Source organism: Micromonospora yangpuensis, assembly GCF_900091615.1.
GTDB lineage: Bacteria > Actinomycetota > Actinomycetes > Mycobacteriales > Micromonosporaceae > Micromonospora > Micromonospora yangpuensis.
Genome location: NZ_FMIA01000002.1, coordinates 5,894,901 through 5,913,307, shown reverse-complemented (window position 1 = coordinate 5,913,307; position 18,407 = coordinate 5,894,901). Strand labels below are relative to the sequence as shown.

The following is an 18,407-nucleotide window of genomic DNA, read 5'->3' as shown; positions in this document are numbered from 1 at the left end:
GCTACCGGGCTACCGGGCTACCGGGCTGCCGGGCTGCCGGGCTGCCGGGTCTGATGGCGTGCGCGCATGGCGGAAGGGGCGTCCAGGGCCTGACGGGCCCTGGACGCGATCGGTCAGCTGGAGCGGCGGCGCGTCTTGGCGCCCCACTTGGCGACGGTGACCAGTAGGGCACCGACACCGAGCAGCAGCGCGCCGAGCAGACCGGCTGCCGCCGTCGAGGCCCCGGTGAGCGGGAGATCCTGGTTCGCGGACATATTCACCCCCTCACACGCTCGTACCGGACGGGATGGCGATGCGGGCCGGTGAGGCCCAGACGCACCGCTCGACGGTGGGCTGCCGGATCGCCTTCACCAGCGCGTGCACCAGGACGACCCGGTAGAGCAGGTCGGCCAGGGTGATCGCGGGGAGGAAGAGCAGCAACCGGGGGCGGCGCAGCCGCCAGGCGGCCAGCCCGACCCAGAGCGACTGCCCGGCGAGCAGCAGCAACAGGCCCGGCACCAGCCCGGGACCGGCGGTGGCCAGCAGCCACAGAGTCAGTGGACCACCGAGTACGTAGAGCGTCCAGTGCGTCATCAACAGCAGGTACGCGTGGTCGAAGCGGCTGTTGCGGCGGCCCACCCGGTGGCCGATGATGCCCTGGAAGGTGCCCCACAGCCAGCGCAGGTTCTGCCGGTACCAGTCCCGGCCGGTGGTCGGATCCTGGAGCTGGGCGACCGCCCGGGGCGCGTACACCACCTTGCCGAGGTGCCGTCGGTGGGTCTCCAGCACCCAGTACGTGTCGTCGACGATGTACGGCGGCTGCTGCGGCAGCAGCACGTCCAACAAATCGGTGCGGTAGATCGAGTTGGAGCCGGAGATGCAGTTCATGACGTTGAAGTGGCTCTGGATCCGGCGGATCACCGCCTGGTACATCCAGTAGCTGTAGGCGCGCTTGGCCAGCCAGATGTTCCACCGGTGCTCCGGCGGCCACCAGGTCACGTTGTGCCCGACCACGATGGCGACCTCGGTCTCCAGCTCGGCCAGGGCGACGGTGACGAAGTCCGGGGCGATCAACACGTCGTCGTCGAGGATGGCCACCGCCCGGTAGGCCGCACCCAGCCCGAAACCGGCGTACGCGGCGTGCAGCGCGGCGGGTTTGCCGACGTTCTCGGTCAGCTCCAGCACCTGCGCCCCGGCGGTACGGGCCAGCGCGGCGGTGTCGTCGGTGGAGGCGTCCGAGACGACGTACACGGGTGCGCCGGTGGCGCGGGCGGCGCGGACCGTGCCGGCGATGGTGGCGGCGCCGTTGCGGCAGGCGATCAGGACGGCGACCTGGTCGACGCCGGACACCGGGCGGTACCGGGGGTGGGCGGGGGCGCGGTGCCGGGCCTGCTCGACCCGCTCGGGGCGGATCAGTCCGTAGAGGAACGCGACGACGATCAACAACAGGACAACAGCACCCAGAGTGATCGAGGTGATCAGGAAAGCTTCCCGCATGGAAGGCTCATTCCACAGGCCAAAGGGGGTTTGTGAGCACCACTCACGTTGGGGCGCGCTGGTAACGCTAAGTGATAATCCGCGAGCCGCCAAGTGTGACCTCGGTAATGAGCCGTTCGGCCGAGCCGTGCCGGGGCCGCTCGGCCCACAACGACGGTGGCCGCCGACCCTGGTCAGGGTCGACGGCCACGCGTTCCGAACATCCGCCCGCTCACCGCCCCGGTCGAGGGTGAGCGGGGAACCCCGCTATACCTCAGGCGTTAACAAGGGGCCCTTCCTTACCGGCCGGTCGCTCGGGTGCAGGTGGAGGCGGGGGTCAGGTCGACGTCGAGAGAGTGGGTGATGCCCGCGTCGATCCTGGTCCGGTGCACCTCGGGGACCCAGCCGTCCTTGGCCACGATCACGTCGTACCGGCCACGCGGCAGCCACCAGACGTACCGGCCCCGGGTGTCGGCGGTGAGCGTGTACCCGGTGGTCGAGTCGACCAGGTTGAGCCGGACGGTGGCCGGGATCCCGACCGTCTCCCCGCCGCAGGTCTGCCCGGTGACGGTGCCCTGGATCTTGCCCCAGCTGGCCGGGGGAGCGACGTTCATCTCCACCGCGACCGGCGACACCGGGTACGGGGTGTTGGCGACGAAGCCCAGCTCACCGGTGAAGGCACCGGGCTGGATGACGCCCGCCGCCGCCGTGGCGGTGAGCGTGACGGTCACCGTCCGGGACGCCCCGGGGGCCAGGGTGAAGCTGGTCGGGTCGCTGCTCAGCCAGGGCAGGTCGGTGGCCTCGGTGCAGTCGGCCAACCCGTCGAGCCGCTCGCTGTCCGCCGAGCCGACGAAGGAGCTGGGCGAACCGCCGATCTTGTACGCCCCGCACGCCGCCGCGCCCCGGTACCGGGCGAACCCGACGTTCGGCAGGTCCTGCCAGGTGCCGGCCACCGGGTCGTAGCCGAGGGTGAAGTTGGTGACGGCGGTGGATCCGCCGGTCACCCCGCCGGCCAGCACCAGCAGCCCACCGGCCGAGGTGGCCTGCGTACCCCACAGGTCCACCGGCAGGTCGGCCAGCCGGGTCCAGGTGTCGGCACCGGGGTCGTACCGCCAGGCGTCGGTGTACTCGGTGGCACCGGTGCCACCGGCGCAGTAGACCGCGCCACCGACCCCGCCGCAGCCCACCCAGGAGACGCTGTGCGGGTACGCCGCCCGGGTGGCGAAGGTGCCGGCCGCCGGATCGAAGACCACCAGCCGGTTCGAGTCGGTGCAGGTGGCGTCGAGACAGCCGCCCACCAGGTGGATCTTTCCGTTGACCACCGCGCCGCCGGCCGCCGCGGCCGGTGCCGGGTTGACCGCCCCGGCCAGGGTGCTCCAGGTGCCGGCGGCCGGGTCGAAGACGTCGACCGAGGCGACCGGGTCGTCGTCGGCACCCCACCCGCCGAGCACGTAGAGCTTGCCGGCGACCGCCGCGGCGACCGGCTTGGACCGGGCGTTGGGCAGGTCCGGCAGCGCCGCCCAGGTGGCCGCCGCCGGGTCGTACACCCAGGCCTTGCGTTCCAGGCCGGTGCCGCCGCCACCGCCGACGGAGTAGATCCGGCCGTCCAGGTTCGCCGCCGCGTTGTCGAAGATCGCCGCGGGCAGCTTGGTGATCGGCTGCCAGGCCTCGGCCGGGTCGGCCTGGACCACCCCGCCGCCGTACCCGGTGCCGGTGCGGGCCTTGCTGATGCCCTTGACCGGGACGTCCCGGCGGGGCGCGCCCTCGGCGGCGCTCAGCGTCTCGAAGCCGCCACCGCGTTCCAGCAACTCGACGGTGGCCGGGGCGGTGCCGGTGTTGCGGACGGTCACCCGGGTGCTCCGGGTGCTGCCGTACGGCTGGTGGGACTCGACGGTGGCCGGGGTGACGGTGAGCCGGCCGGCGGCGAGGGCGAAGTCGGCCCGCCTGGTGTCGTCGGCGACGACGGTGACCGACCGGGTCAGGGGCGGGTACGGGGTCCGGGTGGCGGTGAACGGGTGCGCCCCGGTCAGCCCGGAGAAGAGGTGGTAGAACCCGTCCGGCAGGTTCGCGTCGTCCGGGGTGGCCACCGTGACCGCCCGGTCCTCGGGCCGGTCGTCACTGGTCACCGTCGCCCCGACCACGGCCGAGCCGGTGTTGCGGTCGGTGACCGTGCCGACCACCAGTCCGCCCGGGGTCGGCGTGCAGTCACGGTTGACGAACTGCACGTTGTCCACCTGCCACCACCAGGCGAACGTCCCCTTGAACCGGAACCGCACCTGGACGCTCGCCGCGTTGGCGGCCGGGGTCAACGGGACCTCCTCGACCCGTGGCCCGCGCCGGCTGGCGGTCTGGTGCCAGACGTTCGTCCAGCTCGCCCCGGCGTCGGTGGAGACGTCCAGGTCGGCGGTGTCGCTGATGCCGACCGCCCGCCAGTCGCTGTTGAAGCGCAGCACCGGCGCGCCGGCCCCGGAGAGGTCCACCGGCGGGGAGATCAGGTCGGTGTCCTGGGTGTTGCCGGCACCGAGCTTGTCGGAGTCGACGATGGCGAAGGTGCCGCCGCCACCGGTCAGGTTGCCGCGCCGGCCCGGGTCGTCGAAGGCCCAGCCGCCCTTGTCGGTGCGGTTGGTGACCGTCCAGCCGGCCGGTTTCGTGGCCCCGTCGAAGCCCTCGGTGAGCAGTGGCGCGCTGAGGCTGCCGGTGTAGCCGGCGGCGGTGCAGGCCGCCTCGACCGGTACGCCGACGTCGAGGGTGGCCGCCTCGTCGGCAACCGTCAGCTCCCGCTGCACGCTGCGGTAACCCGGGTACCGGGCGGTGACGGTGAGCCGGTAGCTGGCCTGGCCCGGCACGGTGAACGAGTACCGGCCGGTGACCGGGTCGGTGAAGACCGGTGCGCCGGGACGGCCGGCGATCTCGATCGAGGCGTACAACGGCCAGCCGTGCCCGGAGGCGTCGGTGACCCGACCGGAGACGGTGACCGTCGAGGTGGCCCGCAGGGCGAAGTCGCGCACCACCGTGGCGCCCTCGGCGACGGTGACGGTCGCGCTCTGGTCGGTGAAGCCGTACGCGCTCACGGTCAGGGCGACCTCACCGGCCAGCACGGTCAGCGCGTACCGGCCGGCGGCGTCGGTGGTGGCCGTGCGCGCGCCGGCGGTCACGGTCGCGCCGGGCAGCGGGTCGCCGTCGGCGACGTCGGTGACGGTGCCGGTGATCCGGCCGGTCGCGCCGCGCGGAGCCTGTTCGACCGCCGCGTACGCGTCCAGCCGCCCCTCGCCGAAGACGTTGTTGTCGGCGGCGGTGCCCCCGCAGGTGGTGGCGTCGGTGTCGACGGCGGTCGCGTCGAGCAGCGCCTCGGTGGCCGCCACGTCCCCGAGCAGGGCCGGTGCGGCCGACCAGACCAGGGCGACCGCCCCGGCGACGTGTGGCGCGGCCATCGAGGTGCCGTTGAACGCGGCGTACCCGCCCCCGGGGACGCTGGAGCGCACGTTGCTGCCCGGTGCGGCGATGTTCGGCTTGAACCCGGCCGGGTCGGTGGCGTCACCCCGTCCGGAGAAGCTGGAGATCGCGTTGGTGGAGGTGTACGAGCCGACCGCGTACGCGTTGGCGTTGTCGCCGGGGGAGCCGGCGCTGCCGCAGGCCGGACCGTCGTTGCCGGCGGAGAAGACCGGGAACATGCCGGCGGCCCGCCAGGCGGCGATGGTCTGCTGGTACCACGGGTCGCCGCCGTCACCGCCCCAGGAGTTGTTCACGATGTCGGGGCGCAGGTCAGGGCGGGGGTTCTGCCCGTTGGCGTCGGTCGGGGCGAGCACCCACTGACCGGCGGCCAGCAGGCTGGCGTCGGAGCAGGAGTTGCTCTCGCAGCCCTTCGCGGCGATCCACTTCGCGCCGGGCGCCACCCCGATCTGGTTGCCGGCGGAGTCGTCGCCGACCATCGTGCCCATCGTGTGGGTGCCGTGGTCGTTGTTGTCGCAGGGTGCGGTGCCGGGGCAGATCCCGGCCGGGTCGAACCAGTTGTACGCGTGGTCGAACCCGCCCGCGCCGAGGTTGCCCCGGTACGAGCCGACCAGCGCCGGATGGTCGTACTCCACGCCGCTGTCGATGTTGGCGACCACGACGCCCTCGCCCCGGGTGCCGAAGGAGCCCCAGACCTGTGGGGCGCGGATGTTGCTCAGCCCCCACTCGACGGCCTTGACGCCGGAGCGGTCGGTGCCGGCCGGCTCGGGACGGACCAGCGGGTAGCTGCGGGTCGGCGCGACCCGGTCCACCTCGGGACGGGCCGCGATCTGGTCGAGCAGCGCCCGGTCGCCCCGGACCCGCAGCGCGTTGGCGATCCAGTACGCGGTGTACGAGGCCTTGTGCTCGTCCAGCAGGGTCCGCAGGCCCTGCTGGGTCCGCTCGGCGGTGCTGGTCAGCAGGCGGTGCACCGCCCGGGCCCGGCCGTCGGCGTCGCGCAGCTTCGCGGTGTCGGCAAGCGGGGCGCGCTCGCGCAGGTAGACCAGGAAGGTCGCGGTCCCGGTGGTTTCGAGCTGCCGGACCACCTCCCGGTCGACCTCGGCGTGCCCGGCGGTCGGTGCCGGGGCCGCCGTGGCGACGGCGGGTTGCGCGGTGAGCGCCAGCACGGCCGCCGCGACGGCGACCGACGCTCTGAACAGGGTGGACCGTCCGGTGGTTCTGTCGAACACTGTGCCTCCCCACGATGGCGGGCGGGGTGCCGCCCAGAGTCATGTTCTTGCTCCGAGAGAAATCGATCAATGGCTGGTGTCTGTCGACAATCGGTCAGAATGGATCGACGAAACGGAACCTGTGAGCCCCGTCGATGTGCTGTCCCGTCGATCCCGCCGGAGGCGACCGCAGGCGGGGTACCGTCGCCGGCCCGTGACACGATGACCAGGTGAACGTCGCCGCTCCGACCGGGCACACCCCGCCCCCCTGGCCGCCGCCCGGCCCGCGCTGGGCACCGCCGCCGGCCCCCCGCTGGCCGCGCTGGCTGGTGGCCGCCACCGTCGTCTGGGCGGTGCTGCTGGCCGCGCTCACCTGGCGCTCGGTGAGTGACGACGAGCCGACCGTCCGCGAGCAGCGCACCCTGGCCCAGGCCGGGCCGATGGTCGACCGGGCCGTCGGCGAGATCGTGGCCGCCGCCGGGGACGTACCGGTGGTCCTGCTCGGCCCGGACCGGCTCGACCGGGGCTGCCGGATCACCCCGTTCGACGACGGCGCGACCCTGCGCCGGACGGTGGAGCTGCTCGTCGCCTCCGACAGCGAGCTGCGCCCCCTGCTGGAGCGGATCGCCGCCGGGCTGCCGGCCGACTACCGGGCCGGCGTCCGGGTGAGCGACCGGGGCCTGCGGCTCTACGCCGACGCCGGTGAGTTCGTCACCGTCGAGGGCGAGCCGAGCGGCCCGGGGCGGCTCCGGTTGACCGCCGACACCGGCTGCCGTCCGGTCGGCGGCGACCTGCCCCCCGCCGCGTCGCCGGCCGGTCCGCAGGACGGGGCGCTGCTCAAGGCCCTGACCGCCCTGGGTGAGCAGGCCCCGGTCCCGCGGGAGGTGCTCACCGCGGCCTGCCCCGGCGGCGACCGTCAGGTGCGTACCGTCCGCGCCGAGACCGGCCCCGGCCCGGACCCGACGGTCGCGCTCGCCCCGCTGGCCTCCGACGCCGTGCTGCTGGAAACCCCCGAGGTGTACGCCTACCGCAGCGGCCCGACCACCGTCGTCGCCGAGCGCCTCGACGACCGGGTACGCCTCGCCGCCACCACCGGCTGCGCCGGCTGACCCGTCCTCCTGCGGTCGCTCTGCACGGCCTCGGCCGGGTCAGTGGCTCCGCCCGGCCTCGGCCGGGTCAGTGGCCGCGGTCGGGGTCGCGCGGGCTCCGGCTGCGGCCGAGGGCGTCCACCCGCCCCCAGCGGCCGGGGATGTCCAGCAGCTCGATCCGACCCATCCCCTCCGGCACCGCCGGATCGATGATCAGATGCTCACCCTGCGGCTGGAGCCCGAGCATCACCCGCAGCAGCAACAGCGGCGTACCCGCCGACCAGGCCTGCGGGCTGCACGCCGTCGGATACTCCACCGGATAGTCGGTCAACTCGCGCGGGTACCCGGCGAACGCCTCCGGCAGCCGCCCGCCGAAGTGGCGGGACGCACTGAGAACCGCCTCGGCGAGCCGCCCGGCCTCGCTGCGGAAGCCGTACCGCCACAGCCCCCAGGCGATGAACGAGTTGTCGAACGGCCAGACCGTGCCGACGTGGTACCCGATCGGGTTGTACCGGGCCTGGCCGGTGGCCAGGGTCCGGATGCCCCAGCCGGAGAAGAGTTCCGGGGAGAGCAGGTGTTCGGCCACCTGGGGGGCGCGGGACTCGTCGACGATCCCGCTCCACAGCAGGTGGCCGAGGTTGGAGGAGAGCCCGTCCACCTGCGCGCCGTCGGCGTCCAGGGCGAGCGCGTAGTACCCACCGTCGGCCACCCAGAAGTCCCGGTTGAACCGGGCCTTCAACTCCGCCGCCTCCCGTTCCAGCCGGTCGGCGTACTCGGGATCGTCGAAGAAGGTCCGGGCCAGGCGGGCACCGCGCAACTTCGCGTCGTAGGCGTACCCCTGTAGTTCGCAGGTGGCCCGGGGGAAACCCGGCAGCCGCCCGTCGCGGTACGGGATGCCGTCCCAGGAGTCCTTCCAGCACTGGTTCTCCAGCCCGGTGCCCGGGTTGCGGCTGTGGTACCAGACATAGCCGGTGCCGAGCAGGTCGCCGTAGCTGTCGATCCAGGCCAGCGCGGCCCGCACCGAGGTCTCCAACCGCCGGACCAACTGGTCGTCGCCGGTCCACCGCTCGTACTCGTCAAGCAGGATCACGAAGAGCGGGGTGGAGTCGGCGGCCCCGTAGTACGGCGAGTGCGGCTGCTCCTCGAAGCCGGAGGTCTCCCCGTAGCGCAGCTCGTGCAGGATCTTGCCCGGCTCCTCGTCCCGGAAGTCGTCCAGCCGGGTGCCCTGCAGACCGGCCAGCAGGGTGATCGTCGGCGGCACCAGCTCCGGCAGGAAGGGCAGCACCTGCAACGAGGTGAAGATGCTGTCCCGCCCGAAGAGGGTCATGAACCAGGGCAGCCCGGCGGCGACCAGCCGGACCCCGAGCGAGATCGACTCGTACCGCAGCGCGGAGAGATCGTCCAGACTGCGCCGGTACGCCCCGGCCAGCGGCCCGCAGTCGCAGCCGAGCTTGGGCGCCCGCTCGACGAACTTCCGTTGCTCGCTGCGGATGGCCTCGACGTCGCGCAGCCCGGCGATCGGCAGCACGGCCCGGAAGTCCTGACCCCGGGAACTGCGGATGACCGGCACCACCCGCAGCCGGGTGTTCCACTCCGACTGGGGCCCGACCCGGATCCGGAAGGTCATCCCGCGTTCGTCGACCTCGGCGGGCGCGGTGCTGCTGATCATCGCCTCCCGACGGAAGGTCTCCCGCTGGTAGGCCAGCCGCAGCTCGTTCACACCGGGGATCGCGGTGACCCGTCCCTTCTTGTGCTGCAAGTCCTTGATCTCGAACAGGTCGGCGAAGTCGGCGCCCATCTCGATCCGGACCGTGAAACCGACCTCGGCCCGGGTGTGGTTGAAGACGCTCAGCTGCTCGTCCAGGCTGCCGCCGATGGACCGCTCCCGGATCACCGAGGCCTTGGCGTCGAGGTAGTGCGTCGGCTCGCCGGGGACCAGGAAGAACCGCGTCTGGTACGACTCCGTGTCGTCGAGCGACAACTCGTGCAGCCGCTGACCGTCCAGCTTCAGCAACCAGGTCGACAGGAAGCGGGTGTCGAAGGAGAACATCCCGGTCGGGAAGTCCACGGAGGGCTCGATGTCACCTACCCGGTCACTTACCAGGAAGGTGTTGCCGTCCAGGATGCGTACCCGTTCCTTCACCGGTCCCGCCCACCCGAGCTGGCCCGCTGCTCGCGGTCGCGGAGTTCCCGGGCGGTGTCCCGCGGGTCGCGGGTACCCGGCGGGCTCGGGAAGAACCCCCGGAAGGCCAGGAAGAGTACGACGTTGCCGACGATGGTGGTCTCGCTGCGCAACATCGCGGCGATGCTCTGCCGCTCACCGGTGACCAGCCGCTCGAAGAGGTCGGCGGAGCAGAACCAGGTGGTGTCCGACTCGGTCTGCCCCCGGCGTACCTCGGCCTTGCCCGGTGCCAGCACGACCTGCCAGTGCTCGGTCTGCTCGCCGTGGTCGAGGTCGATCTGCATGGTGCCGTGGACCGGGCTGCGCAGCACCGCCGGAGCACGTTCCGGCAACGATGCGAAGAACCTCTCCGTCGCCTCGGTCACCGTTGAATGGTAGGCAGCCGGGCGTCGCGCCGGGCCGGTATCGACACTCTCCCGCGGGACGAAAGCCCAGCTCGGGATCAGTAGACGAGCGACCGGGTGTCGTCGGCCATGATCTCCTCGACGAAGACCGCCGCACCGGCGATGCGTACCCCCGGCAGCACGTCGTCCGGGCCGATGTCCCGGCGGGCGGCGCACTGGGTGCACGCGGTGACCCGGCCGGTGGTGAGGACGACGTGCAGCAGTTCGGCCAGGGGCGCCGAGTGCGGCAGCTCGAACTGCGCGGCCCGCCCCGGCAGCACGAACCAGGTGGACTCGCCGGTCAGCCAGAGCGAGACGTCCACTCCGGCCGCGGCGGCGGTGGCGGCGACCGTGAAAGCCTGGGCACACCGCTCCGGGGCGTCCGCCCCGGCGGTGGCCTTGACGACGAGAGTGCGGGCCATGGCGCCCAGCATAGGATGGCCGGCATGGTCACCGAGATCGGGTTCGTCAGCCTGCTGGTCGCGGGTCTCGGCGCGCTCGCCGGCGGCCTGGTCTACCTGGCGGTCCGCATTTCGAGAGGCAACCTGTGAGCGCGAGGAGTGAGCCGGTGCTGCGAGCCCCGCAGTCGCGAACGGAGAGTAACCTGTGAGTGACGCGAATCCGTTGCAGCCGCCGTGGTTGAACGCGCCACCGGTCGACCCGTACCCGTACGAGGAGAGCCACGACCTGCGGGTCGGTCCCAAGCTGCACCCCTCGTTGGACGCTCTGCTGCCGTACGTCGGTGTCTGGCGGGGCCGGGGCCGGGGCGGCTTCCCCACCATCGAGGACTTCGACTTCGCGCAGGAGATCCGGATCAGCCACGACGGCCGGCCGTTCCTGTTCTACGAGTCCCGGGCCTGGCTGCTGGACGAGCAGAGCCAGCCGGTACGCCCGGCCGGGCGGGAGGTCGGCTGGTGGCGACCGGTGCTGGACGGCGACCGGGTCACCGACGAGCTGGAGGCGCTGATGTCGGTGCCGACCGGCGTGATGGAGCTGCACGTCGGCAAGCGCAAGGGCACCCAGATCGAGTTCGTCACCGACGCGGTGGTCCGGACCGCGACCGCCAAGGAGGTCACCGCCGGGCAGCGCCTCTTCGGCATCGTCGACGGTGCCCTGCTCTACGCCCAGGAGATGGCCGGGGTGGGCCATCCGCTCTCCCCGCACCTCTCCGCCCGACTGGTCCGCGTCGCGGGCTGACCGTCACCACCCACCGCTTCCGCGCCACCACCCACCACCCACCGCTCCCGCGCCACCACCCACCACCCACCGCTCCCGCGCCGCCTCTCCCCGCTTCCGCGCCGCCTCTCCCCGCGTCGGCAGCGGCTGATCGACTCGGTTGAGCAGATATGGCGGTATCGGAGGCACCTTGATACCGCCATATCGGCTCAACCGAGTCGATCAACGGCGGGCGAGGCCCGACACCTGTCGGGGTCGGCGGTCAGGTGGGTGGGTGGACCAGGTCGGCGACGGCCTGCGGGGCGCGGGGGAGACGCCGGCCGTCGAGGGTACGGACCTCGGCCAGGCCCCGCACCGACGAGGTCAACCAGACGGCGTCGGCGGCCCGCAGCTCCGCCGGGGTGACCAGGCGTTCGGCGGGGCTGAGCCCGATCGTCGGCGCCTGGTCGAGCAGCCAACGGGCGGTCACCCCGGGCAGGATCCCGGTCCGGTCTGCCGGCACCGTGCACAGCGTGTCGCCGACCAGCCAGACCACGTTCGCGCTCGGCCCCTCCAGGGCGTACCCGTCGGTAGAGACCCAGAGCACGTCCTCGGCGCCGTGCCCGGCGGCCCAGCGGCGGGCGGCGCTGTTGACCGCGTACGAGGTGGACTTGACGCCGGACGGTAGCCAGGCCAGGTCGGGGCGGACGGTGGACGGTACCCCCAGGGCGAGGGTGACCACGTCGATGCCGGTGCGGCGGGCCCGCAGCGCCGCCGGTGGGACCTCGGCCAGGGTGGCGAACACCGACGGTGGGCCGCCGCCCTCCGGGCCCCGGGTGCAGACCAGGCGCAACGCCCCCTCGACCTCGACCGGCCAGCCGGCGGCGACCGCCGCGAGCAGCTCGACCAGAGCCTCTCGGGGCGGCAGTGGCAGGGCCATCCGGACGGCGGCCCGGCCCAACCGGTCCAGGTGCTCGTCGAGCAGCCACGGCCGACCGGCGCGCAGGTGGATCGTCTCGAAGAGGCCGTCACCGTGCAGTACGCCCAGGTCGTCGCCGCGCAGCACCGGCTCACCGGTCGGTACCAGCCCCCGACCGAGCACCGCCACCCGCGCCGCCGTCACGACCGCCGAGCGTACCGGCGTGCCACCGGTACCGCCGTCCGGTCCGCCCGCCGCACCGGTCCGCTCGCCGCACCGGTCCGCCCGCCGTACGGTCCGGTCCGCTCGCCGAGCCTCGCCGGGCCCCCGCCGCACGGTCCGGTGGCCCGGCGGGAGCGTTGCGCGGGCCGGCCGCCCGGCGTGGGCCGAACTATGATCGGACGGTGTCCGAATCCTCCCTGGCCGACCTGCTGCGGGCCCGCGGGCTGCGGCTGACCCCGCAGCGCCAACTGGTCCTCCAGGCGGTGCTGGACCTGGGGCACGCCACCCCGGAGCAGGTGCACACGGCGGTCCGTGAGGTGGCCGCCGGAGTGAACATCACCACCATCTACCGGACGTTGGAGCTGCTCGAACGGCTCGGCCTGGTCACCCACACCCACCTCTCGCACGGCTCGCCGACCTACCACGCGGCCGGTGAACATCAGCACGTGCACCTGGTCTGCCGGGAGTGCGGGGCGGTCGACGAGGTCGACCCGGCGCACTTCGGCCCGCTCGCCGACCAGCTGCTCGCCGAGCGCGGGTTCGTCGTCGACATCGGCCACGTGTCACTCTTCGGCGTCTGCGTACGCTGCCAGAACGGGGTCCAGAAATGATCGACATCGCCGGAGCGGTGAGCACCGAGGCCATCGACGAACAGACCCGGGACCAGCCCGACCCGGCGCACGCCGCCGCCGGCGTGCAGCCGGTGGCCGCCCACTACGGCGACCCGATGCGCGAGCAGCGGACCCTCTCCACCGGGGTGGGACTTGTCGACCGGTCCCACCGGGGAGTGATCGCGGTGCCCGGCGAGGAACGCGCCAGCTGGCTGCACACCCTCACCTCGCAGCACCTGGCCGACCTGACCGCCGGTGAGGGCACCGAGCTGCTGGTGCTCTCCCCGCACGGGCACGTCGAGCAGCACGCCATGGTCGCCGAGGACGGCGAGACCACCTGGCTGGACACCGAGCCCGGGATGACCGCCGGCCTGCTGGCGTACCTGGAGCGGATGCGGTTCTTCAGCAAGGTCGAGCCGCGGGACGCCACCGCCGAGTGGGCACTGCTGAGCCTGGTCGGGCCGCAGGCCACCGGTGCGCTCACCACGCTGGGCGTGAGCGGGCTGGCCGAGCCCGACGCCGTCGCGGTGCCCGGTCCGAAGTTCCGCACCGGTGAGCTGCCGGCCCGACCGACCGTCCGGTACGCCGTCGCGCCGCTGCCCGCCGGCGGGTGGGCCCGACGGGTGCCGCTCGGCGTGGACCTGCTGGTGCCCCGGGCCACCATGGCACAGGTGGCCGCCGACCTGCGGGACGCGGGAGTGCCGGTGGCCGGGCTGTGGGCGTACGAGGCGGTCCGGGTGGCCGCCCGTCGGGCCCGGATCGGGGTGGACACCGACCACCGGACCATCCCGGCCGAGGTGGACCTGATCGCCCGCGCCGTACACCTGGAGAAGGGGTGCTACCGGGGGCAGGAGACGGTGGCCCGGGTGCACAACCTCGGCCGGCCGCCCCGTCGACTCGTACTGCTGCACCTGGACGGAGTGACCACCGACCAGCCGCCGGCCGCCGGCACCCCGGTGACCCTCGACGGCCGCCCGGTCGGTTTCGTCGGCACCGCCGTGCACCACTACGAGCTGGGCCAGGTCGCCCTGGCGGTGCTCAAGCGCAACGTCCCCGACGACGCCCACCTCCTGGTCGCCCAAACCGCCGCCGCCATCGACCCTGTGTAAGGAAGGGCCCCCTGTTAACGCTTTTTGTATAGGAAGGGGCCCCTTCTAACGCCGGGCGGGCTGAGTTTGCGGCGGGGGTGCTGGATGCGCGGCGCGGGCCGGGGCCGTGGTGGGTGGCGGCTCCGTACGGGCGGTGCGGTGGGAGGCCGGCTCCGGGTGGGGCGTCTAGGATCGCCGGCATGACGACAGGGACGTTGATCACGGTTGCCCCGACCGGTGCGGAGTCGGCGAAGGCGGAGGTCCCGGCGTTGCCGGTGACCCTCGACGAGCTACTGCTGACCGCCCGGGAGTGCGAGGCGCTCGGCGCCGCCGTGATCCACGTCCACGTCCGTGACGACGACGCGAGGCCGACGCTCGACCCGGGCCGGCTGCGGGAGACGGTCACCGCGCTGCGCGAGAGCACGGACCTGATCGTGCAGCTCTCCACCGGGGGCGCGGTCACCGACCCGGAGGCCGCCCGGCTCGCCGTCCTGGACGCCGCGCCGGATATGGCCTCCTGCACGATGGGAACGGTCAACTTCGGCGACGGCGTCTTCCTCAACCGGTGGGAGTTCGTCGTGGACCTGCACACCCGGATGCAGGAGCGCGGCATCGTGCCGGAGTACGAGATCTTCGATCTCGGTCACCTGAGCACGTTGCGGCGGCTGCTCGACCGGTACGGTCTGCCCGCCGGTGGGCACGTGCACGTCGACTTCGTGATGGGCGTGCCGGGCGGCATGCCGGGCACCACCGAGGCGCTGGTGGCGTGCCGCCAGGCGCTGCGTGACCTGCCGGAGGGCACCACGTTCTCGGCCACCGGCATCGGTCGCAGCACCATCGCGGTGTTGCTGGCCTCCCTGTCGGCCGGCGGGCACCTGCGGGTCGGCATGGAGGACACCGTGACGTACGCCAAGGGACGCCCGGTCGAGTCGAACATGCAGCTCGTCGCCCGCGCGGTCGGCTTCGCCCAACTGGCCCAGCGTCCCCCGCTGGATACCACCGGGGCACGCGCCCTGCTCGGCCTCTGACGCTGCGTTGCCACCGCTGTCTCCGGGCTCCCGTCGTCGCGCTCGGCGAAGTCGGGCACCAGGGCGCTGGCGATGTGAGAGGGGAACCCTGATCTACCGAAAGCGTTAACAGGGGGCCCTTCCTTACCTTGGGTGCGGGGGGTGCGGGGGCGGTGGGTAGCGTTTTGGCTTGTGGCGAAGACGTATGAGGGTGGCGTGCCGCTGGCCGAGGTGGTCCGCTCCGGTTTCGTGGAGGGGTCGCACCGCGGCTCGGTGGTGGTGCTCGACGCCTCGGGTGCGGTGCTGGCCGGTGCGGGGGACGTGACCTCGCCGGTCTTTCCGCGGTCGGCGAGCAAGCCGATGCAGGCGGTCGGGATGCTCCGGGCCGGCCTGCGGTTGACCGACCCGGCCGATCTGGCGCTGGTGGCGGCCAGTCACGCCGGGGAGGAGTTCCACCTGGCCCGGGTCGGCGGGCTGCTGCGCGGGGGCGGGCTGGAGCCGTCGGCGCTGCACTGCCCACCGGAGTTGCCGGTCGGTGAGGCCGCCCGGCAGGCTGTGCTGCGGGCCGGCGGTGGGCCGACCCGGGTGCAGATGAACTGCTCGGGCAAGCACGCCGGGATGCTGCTCACCTGCCTCGCCGCCGGGTGGCCGCTGGACGGGTACTGGCGGGAGGGGCATCCGCTGCAGCAACGGCTGCGCGCCACCGTCGAGGAGCTCACCGGTGAGCAGGTCGCCGCGGTCGGGGTCGACGGCTGCGGTGCGCCGGTGCACGCGTTCTCGCTGACCGGGCTGGCCGGCGCGTACCTGCGGTTGGTCCACGCCGAGCCGGGTTCGGCCGAACGGGCCGTCGCCGACGCGATGCGGGCCCACCCCGAGCTGGTCGGCGGTACCGAGGCCGAGGACACCCGGCTGATGCGGGGCGTGCCCGGTGCGCTGGCGAAGGTGGGCGCGGAAGGCGTGATCGCCGTGGCACTGCCGGACGTCGGAGCGGTCGCCCTCAAGATCGACGATGGGGCGGGGCGGCCCCGGATGCCGGTGCTGGTCTCGGCGTTGCACCGGCTCGGGGTGGCTGCTCCGATCCTGCAGGAGTACGCCGAACTGCCCCTCTTCGGCGGCGGCGTGCCGGTGGGGGCGGTCCGGCCCCTCTGGTGACGTACCCGGGTCGTGCCGGTGGGGCGGTCCGGCCCCTCCGGTGACGTACCCGGGCTCCTCGCCTCAGGCCCGGTCGATGCCGGTGAGGAAGTCGAGCAGGATGCGGTTGACCGCCTCGGGGCGTTCCAGGGGCAGCAGGTGGCCGGCGTCGGGGACGTCGGGGTGGCGCAGCGCGTACGGGGCCTCGGCGGCGATCCGGTCGGCGAGCCGGCTGATCTCCGGTACGTCCGCCGCGCCGGCGGTGACCAGCACCGGTACCCGCAGGTCGGCGAGGCGCCCGATCGCCGGTGGGTCGAGTTCGGCCAGGTCGACGGCGCTGAGCGCCAGCTCGGCGGCGAGGGCGCGCCGGTCCATCTCCTCGGCGAGGGCGAGGAGTCCCGGATCGACCTGCTCGGGGCGTCGGCCCGGGCCGACCACCCAGAACCGCACCTCCGCGGCGGCGTTGGCCGCGAGGTCCGCCGGGTCGACCTCGCCTACCAGTTCCTCCCAGAGGTCGTTGGTCTCCTCGGACCACTCGTGCCCGGAGACGGCGGTACCGAACAGGGCGAGGCCGGCGACCCGCTCCGGGTGGGCCAGCGCGGTGTCGATCGCCACTGCCCCGCCGAACGAGCAGCCCACCAGGACCGCCCGTGGGATGTCGAGCGCGGCCAGCAGCGCCGCCACGTCGTCGTGGTGGGCGAACTCCGTCTGCGGCAGCTCGGATTCCCCGTACCCGCGCAGGTCGGGCACGATCACCCGGTGCCGGTCGGCCAGGGCGAGAAGCTGCTCCCGCCACATCCGCCGGTCGGCGATGCCGGCGTGCAGCAGCACCAGGGGTGTTCCGGTACCGGTGTCGTCGTATCCGAGCCGGGCACCGTTGACGTCGATCTTGGGCACCGGTGGACGGTACGTACCGATCGGGTGGTTCGCAAGCGCGGGGTCCGGCGGGCCCTGAGACCTTGCTAACTGAGGTTAGCGTTTTGCTTGCAGGAGCTAGCGCGGGTCGCTAGCGTCGAGGTCATGGCCACTGGAAAGGACCTTCCCGACGTCGGCGGATTCATTCGCGACCTGCGCCACAACGCGAAGATCTCGCTACGTCAACTCGCCGAGCAGGCCGGGGTGAGCAACCCGTACCTCAGCCAGGTCGAGCGCGGGCTACGCAAGCCCAGCGCCGAGGTGCTCCAGCAACTCGCCAGCGCGCTGCGGGTCTCCACGCCGGCGATGTACCTGCGGGCCGGGCTCCTCGACGACAAGGAGGGGCAGGGCGTGCTCGCGGCGATCGCGGTCGACGCCGATCTGACGATGGCGCAGAAGCAGTCGCTGACCCAGATCTACGAGACGTTCCGGCGGGAGAACAGCCGCCTCGCCGAGGCCACCGCCGCCGCCCAGTCCGAGGCTGTTCAGTCCGAGGCCGCGCGATCCGGGGTGGCACAGCCCGCGGCCACGGAGTCCGGGGCGACGCAGCCCGCGGCCACGGAGTCCGGGGCGACGCCCGTCGCGCGGCCCGAGACGGTTCGCGCCGAGGCAGCGCCCGCCGAGGCAGCGCCCGCCGAGGCAGCGCCCGCCGAGGCAGCGTCGGCCCAGGTAGCGCCCGCCGAGGCAGCGTCGGCCGAGGCAGCGTCGGCCGAGGCAGCGTCGGCCCAGGCGGCGCCGGCCGAGGCCGCGACGCCCGGGGAGACCGTGGTGCCGGCTGCCGCGCCGTCGGCTCCGGCGACCGTGACGCCGGCGGCGACCGGACCCACCACCCCGGCGGGTACGCCGACCGAGGCGGTCCTGGAGTCGGTGGCGGTGAGCGAGGCCGGCCAGGCACCCGCCCCCACGTCGGACCAGCGCGAACCGTCCAGCCAGGCCGAACCGTCCAGCCAGGCCGAAACGGCCAGTTCCGCCGCCGCGTCGGGCCCGATCGGGGCAGCCGGCCGAACCACCCGCGGTACGTCCGCGAAGCAGACCGACGAGCAGGCCGCCTCGGCGGCCGAGGAGGAGAAGTGATGACCCAGCCGAAGACCAACCGCATCCCGGCCCCGCTCTACGCCGCCGCCGGCGCCGGCGAGTTGGCGTACCAGCAGCTGCGCAAGCTGCCGACGGTGGTGTCCGACCTGGGCGGTCGGGTCGCCGCCGAGCTGGGTGGCAAGGCCGTCGTCACCGGATTCGAGCTGCGTGCGAAGGCCACCGAGACGTTCCGGACGGCCAACCAGACCGCCGCCGGTCTCCGCGAGAAGGGCGTCTCCCCGGCCGACCTGGACCGGCTGCGGGAGGCCGTCGACCTGGACCGGCTGCGGGAGACCGTGGACCAGCACCGGCTGCGCGGGATGGCCGAGGTCAACCGGCTGCGACAGTTGGCGGATCCGGACCGGTTGCGTGAGGTGGCGGACCCGGTCCGGCTGCGCGAGGTCGCCGACCTGGACCGGTTGCGGCACGCGGCGGACGTGGACCGGCTGCGCGAGGCGGCCACCCGCAACGCGGCCGTGGCGTTCGTCACCGCCCAGCAGCGGGCGCTGGCCGCGTACG

General features: G+C 73.3%; 15 protein-coding genes and 2 pseudogenes. 9 read left to right on the top strand and 8 right to left on the bottom strand.

All coding sequences use genetic code 11. The annotated features are described in order from the left end of the window. Positions 1-113: 113 nt before the first annotated feature. The 3 genes from GA0070617_RS30210 to GA0070617_RS26650 all read right to left on the bottom strand — a co-directional run bounded on the left by GA0070617_RS30210 (position 114) and on the right by GA0070617_RS26650 (position 6,134). Positions 114-254: an LPXTG cell wall anchor domain-containing protein gene (locus GA0070617_RS30210; RefSeq protein WP_139135775.1), complete on the bottom strand. Its 141-nt coding sequence runs from the start codon at positions 252-254 to the stop codon at positions 114-116. A 10-nt stretch (positions 255-264) separates the two neighbouring features. Next, entirely contained in the window at positions 265-1,476 is a 1,212-nt protein-coding gene (locus tag GA0070617_RS26655; protein ID WP_229688434.1) for a glycosyltransferase family 2 protein, read from the bottom strand. 278 nt (positions 1,477-1,754) lie between these two features. Then, positions 1,755-6,134 (bottom strand): S8 family serine peptidase, encoded by a 4,380-nt coding sequence (locus GA0070617_RS26650; protein ID WP_091444563.1) that lies wholly within the window; start codon positions 6,132-6,134, stop codon positions 1,755-1,757. Between the two features lie 209 nt (positions 6,135-6,343). On the opposite strand from GA0070617_RS26650, the gene GA0070617_RS26645 reads away from it, so the two are divergent. Further along, a complete protein-coding gene (locus tag GA0070617_RS26645; protein WP_229688433.1) occupies positions 6,344-7,222 on the top strand; it encodes a hypothetical protein in 879 nt (292 codons plus the stop codon). A gap of 67 nt (positions 7,223-7,289) precedes the next feature. Here GA0070617_RS26645 and GA0070617_RS26640 read toward each other — a convergent pair whose 3' ends face one another. The 3 genes from GA0070617_RS26640 to GA0070617_RS26630 form a co-directional block, all read right to left on the bottom strand. Then, positions 7,290-9,344 carry an amylo-alpha-1,6-glucosidase gene (locus GA0070617_RS26640; RefSeq protein WP_091444559.1) on the bottom strand — a complete coding sequence of 685 codons (2,055 nt, stop codon included), beginning with the start codon at positions 9,342-9,344 and terminating at the stop codon, positions 7,290-7,292. Next, the gene (locus GA0070617_RS26635) at positions 9,341-9,748 is read right to left on the bottom strand and encodes an SCP2 sterol-binding domain-containing protein (RefSeq protein ID WP_091444555.1); all 408 of its coding nucleotides are present in this window, start codon (positions 9,746-9,748) and stop codon (positions 9,341-9,343) included. The genes GA0070617_RS26640 and GA0070617_RS26635 overlap by 4 nt, the downstream gene beginning before the upstream one ends. Positions 9,749-9,825: 77 nt before the next feature. Then, a complete protein-coding gene (locus GA0070617_RS26630) occupies positions 9,826-10,200 on the bottom strand; it encodes a DsrE family protein (protein ID WP_091444551.1) in 375 nt (124 codons plus the stop codon). A gap of 12 nt (positions 10,201-10,212) precedes the next feature. Here GA0070617_RS26630 and mtfM point away from each other — a divergent pair, with 12 nt between their 5' ends. Both mtfM and GA0070617_RS26625 read left to right on the top strand, forming a co-directional pair. Continuing rightward, on the top strand, positions 10,213-10,317 hold the full coding sequence (gene mtfM, locus GA0070617_RS32095) for a small membrane protein MtfM (RefSeq protein WP_268239705.1): 105 nt from the start codon (positions 10,213-10,215) through the stop codon (positions 10,315-10,317). 55 nt (positions 10,318-10,372) lie between these two features. Further along, on the top strand, positions 10,373-10,963 hold the full coding sequence (locus GA0070617_RS26625) for a heme-binding beta-barrel domain-containing protein (RefSeq protein ID WP_091444547.1): 591 nt from the start codon (positions 10,373-10,375) through the stop codon (positions 10,961-10,963). 241 nt (positions 10,964-11,204) lie between these two features. On the opposite strand, the gene GA0070617_RS26620 is transcribed toward GA0070617_RS26625, so the two are convergent. After that, positions 11,205-12,044, bottom strand: a complete 840-nt coding sequence (locus GA0070617_RS26620; protein ID WP_091447487.1) for an aminotransferase class IV — start codon at positions 12,042-12,044, stop codon at positions 11,205-11,207. 200 nt (positions 12,045-12,244) lie between these two features. On the opposite strand from GA0070617_RS26620, the gene GA0070617_RS26615 reads away from it, so the two are divergent. From GA0070617_RS26615 to GA0070617_RS26600, 4 genes are all read left to right on the top strand, one after another. After that, complete coding sequence (locus tag GA0070617_RS26615; RefSeq protein ID WP_091444543.1) at positions 12,245-12,673, top strand: Fur family transcriptional regulator; 429 nt, start codon at positions 12,245-12,247, stop codon at positions 12,671-12,673. Beyond that, positions 12,670-13,782, top strand: a complete 1,113-nt coding sequence (gene ygfZ / locus GA0070617_RS26610) for a CAF17-like 4Fe-4S cluster assembly/insertion protein YgfZ (protein WP_091444539.1) — start codon at positions 12,670-12,672, stop codon at positions 13,780-13,782. Before GA0070617_RS26615 ends, ygfZ begins: the two co-directional genes overlap by 4 nt. 179 nt (positions 13,783-13,961) lie before the next feature. Beyond that, positions 13,962-14,789: a beta-keto acid cleavage family enzyme gene (locus GA0070617_RS26605; protein WP_091444536.1), complete on the top strand. Its 828-nt coding sequence runs from the start codon at positions 13,962-13,964 to the stop codon at positions 14,787-14,789. A 171-nt stretch (positions 14,790-14,960) separates the two neighbouring features. Continuing rightward, positions 14,961-15,920 carry an asparaginase gene (locus tag GA0070617_RS26600; protein WP_091444532.1) on the top strand — a complete coding sequence of 320 codons (960 nt, stop codon included), beginning with the start codon at positions 14,961-14,963 and terminating at the stop codon, positions 15,918-15,920. A 63-nt stretch (positions 15,921-15,983) separates the two neighbouring features. On the opposite strand, the gene GA0070617_RS26595 is transcribed toward GA0070617_RS26600, so the two are convergent. Further along, positions 15,984-16,796, bottom strand: coding sequence for an alpha/beta fold hydrolase (locus GA0070617_RS26595; protein ID WP_091444529.1), 813 nt, complete (start codon positions 16,794-16,796; stop codon positions 15,984-15,986). A 123-nt stretch (positions 16,797-16,919) separates the two neighbouring features. On the opposite strand from GA0070617_RS26595, the pseudogene GA0070617_RS26590 reads away from it, so the two are divergent. Continuing rightward, positions 16,920-17,292: pseudogene (locus tag GA0070617_RS26590) on the top strand (helix-turn-helix domain-containing protein); the annotation flags it as partial. 592 nt (positions 17,293-17,884) lie between these two features. Next, positions 17,885-18,166, top strand: a pseudogene (locus GA0070617_RS32235) (hypothetical protein); the annotation flags it as partial. Positions 18,167-18,407: the final 241 nt, after the last annotated feature.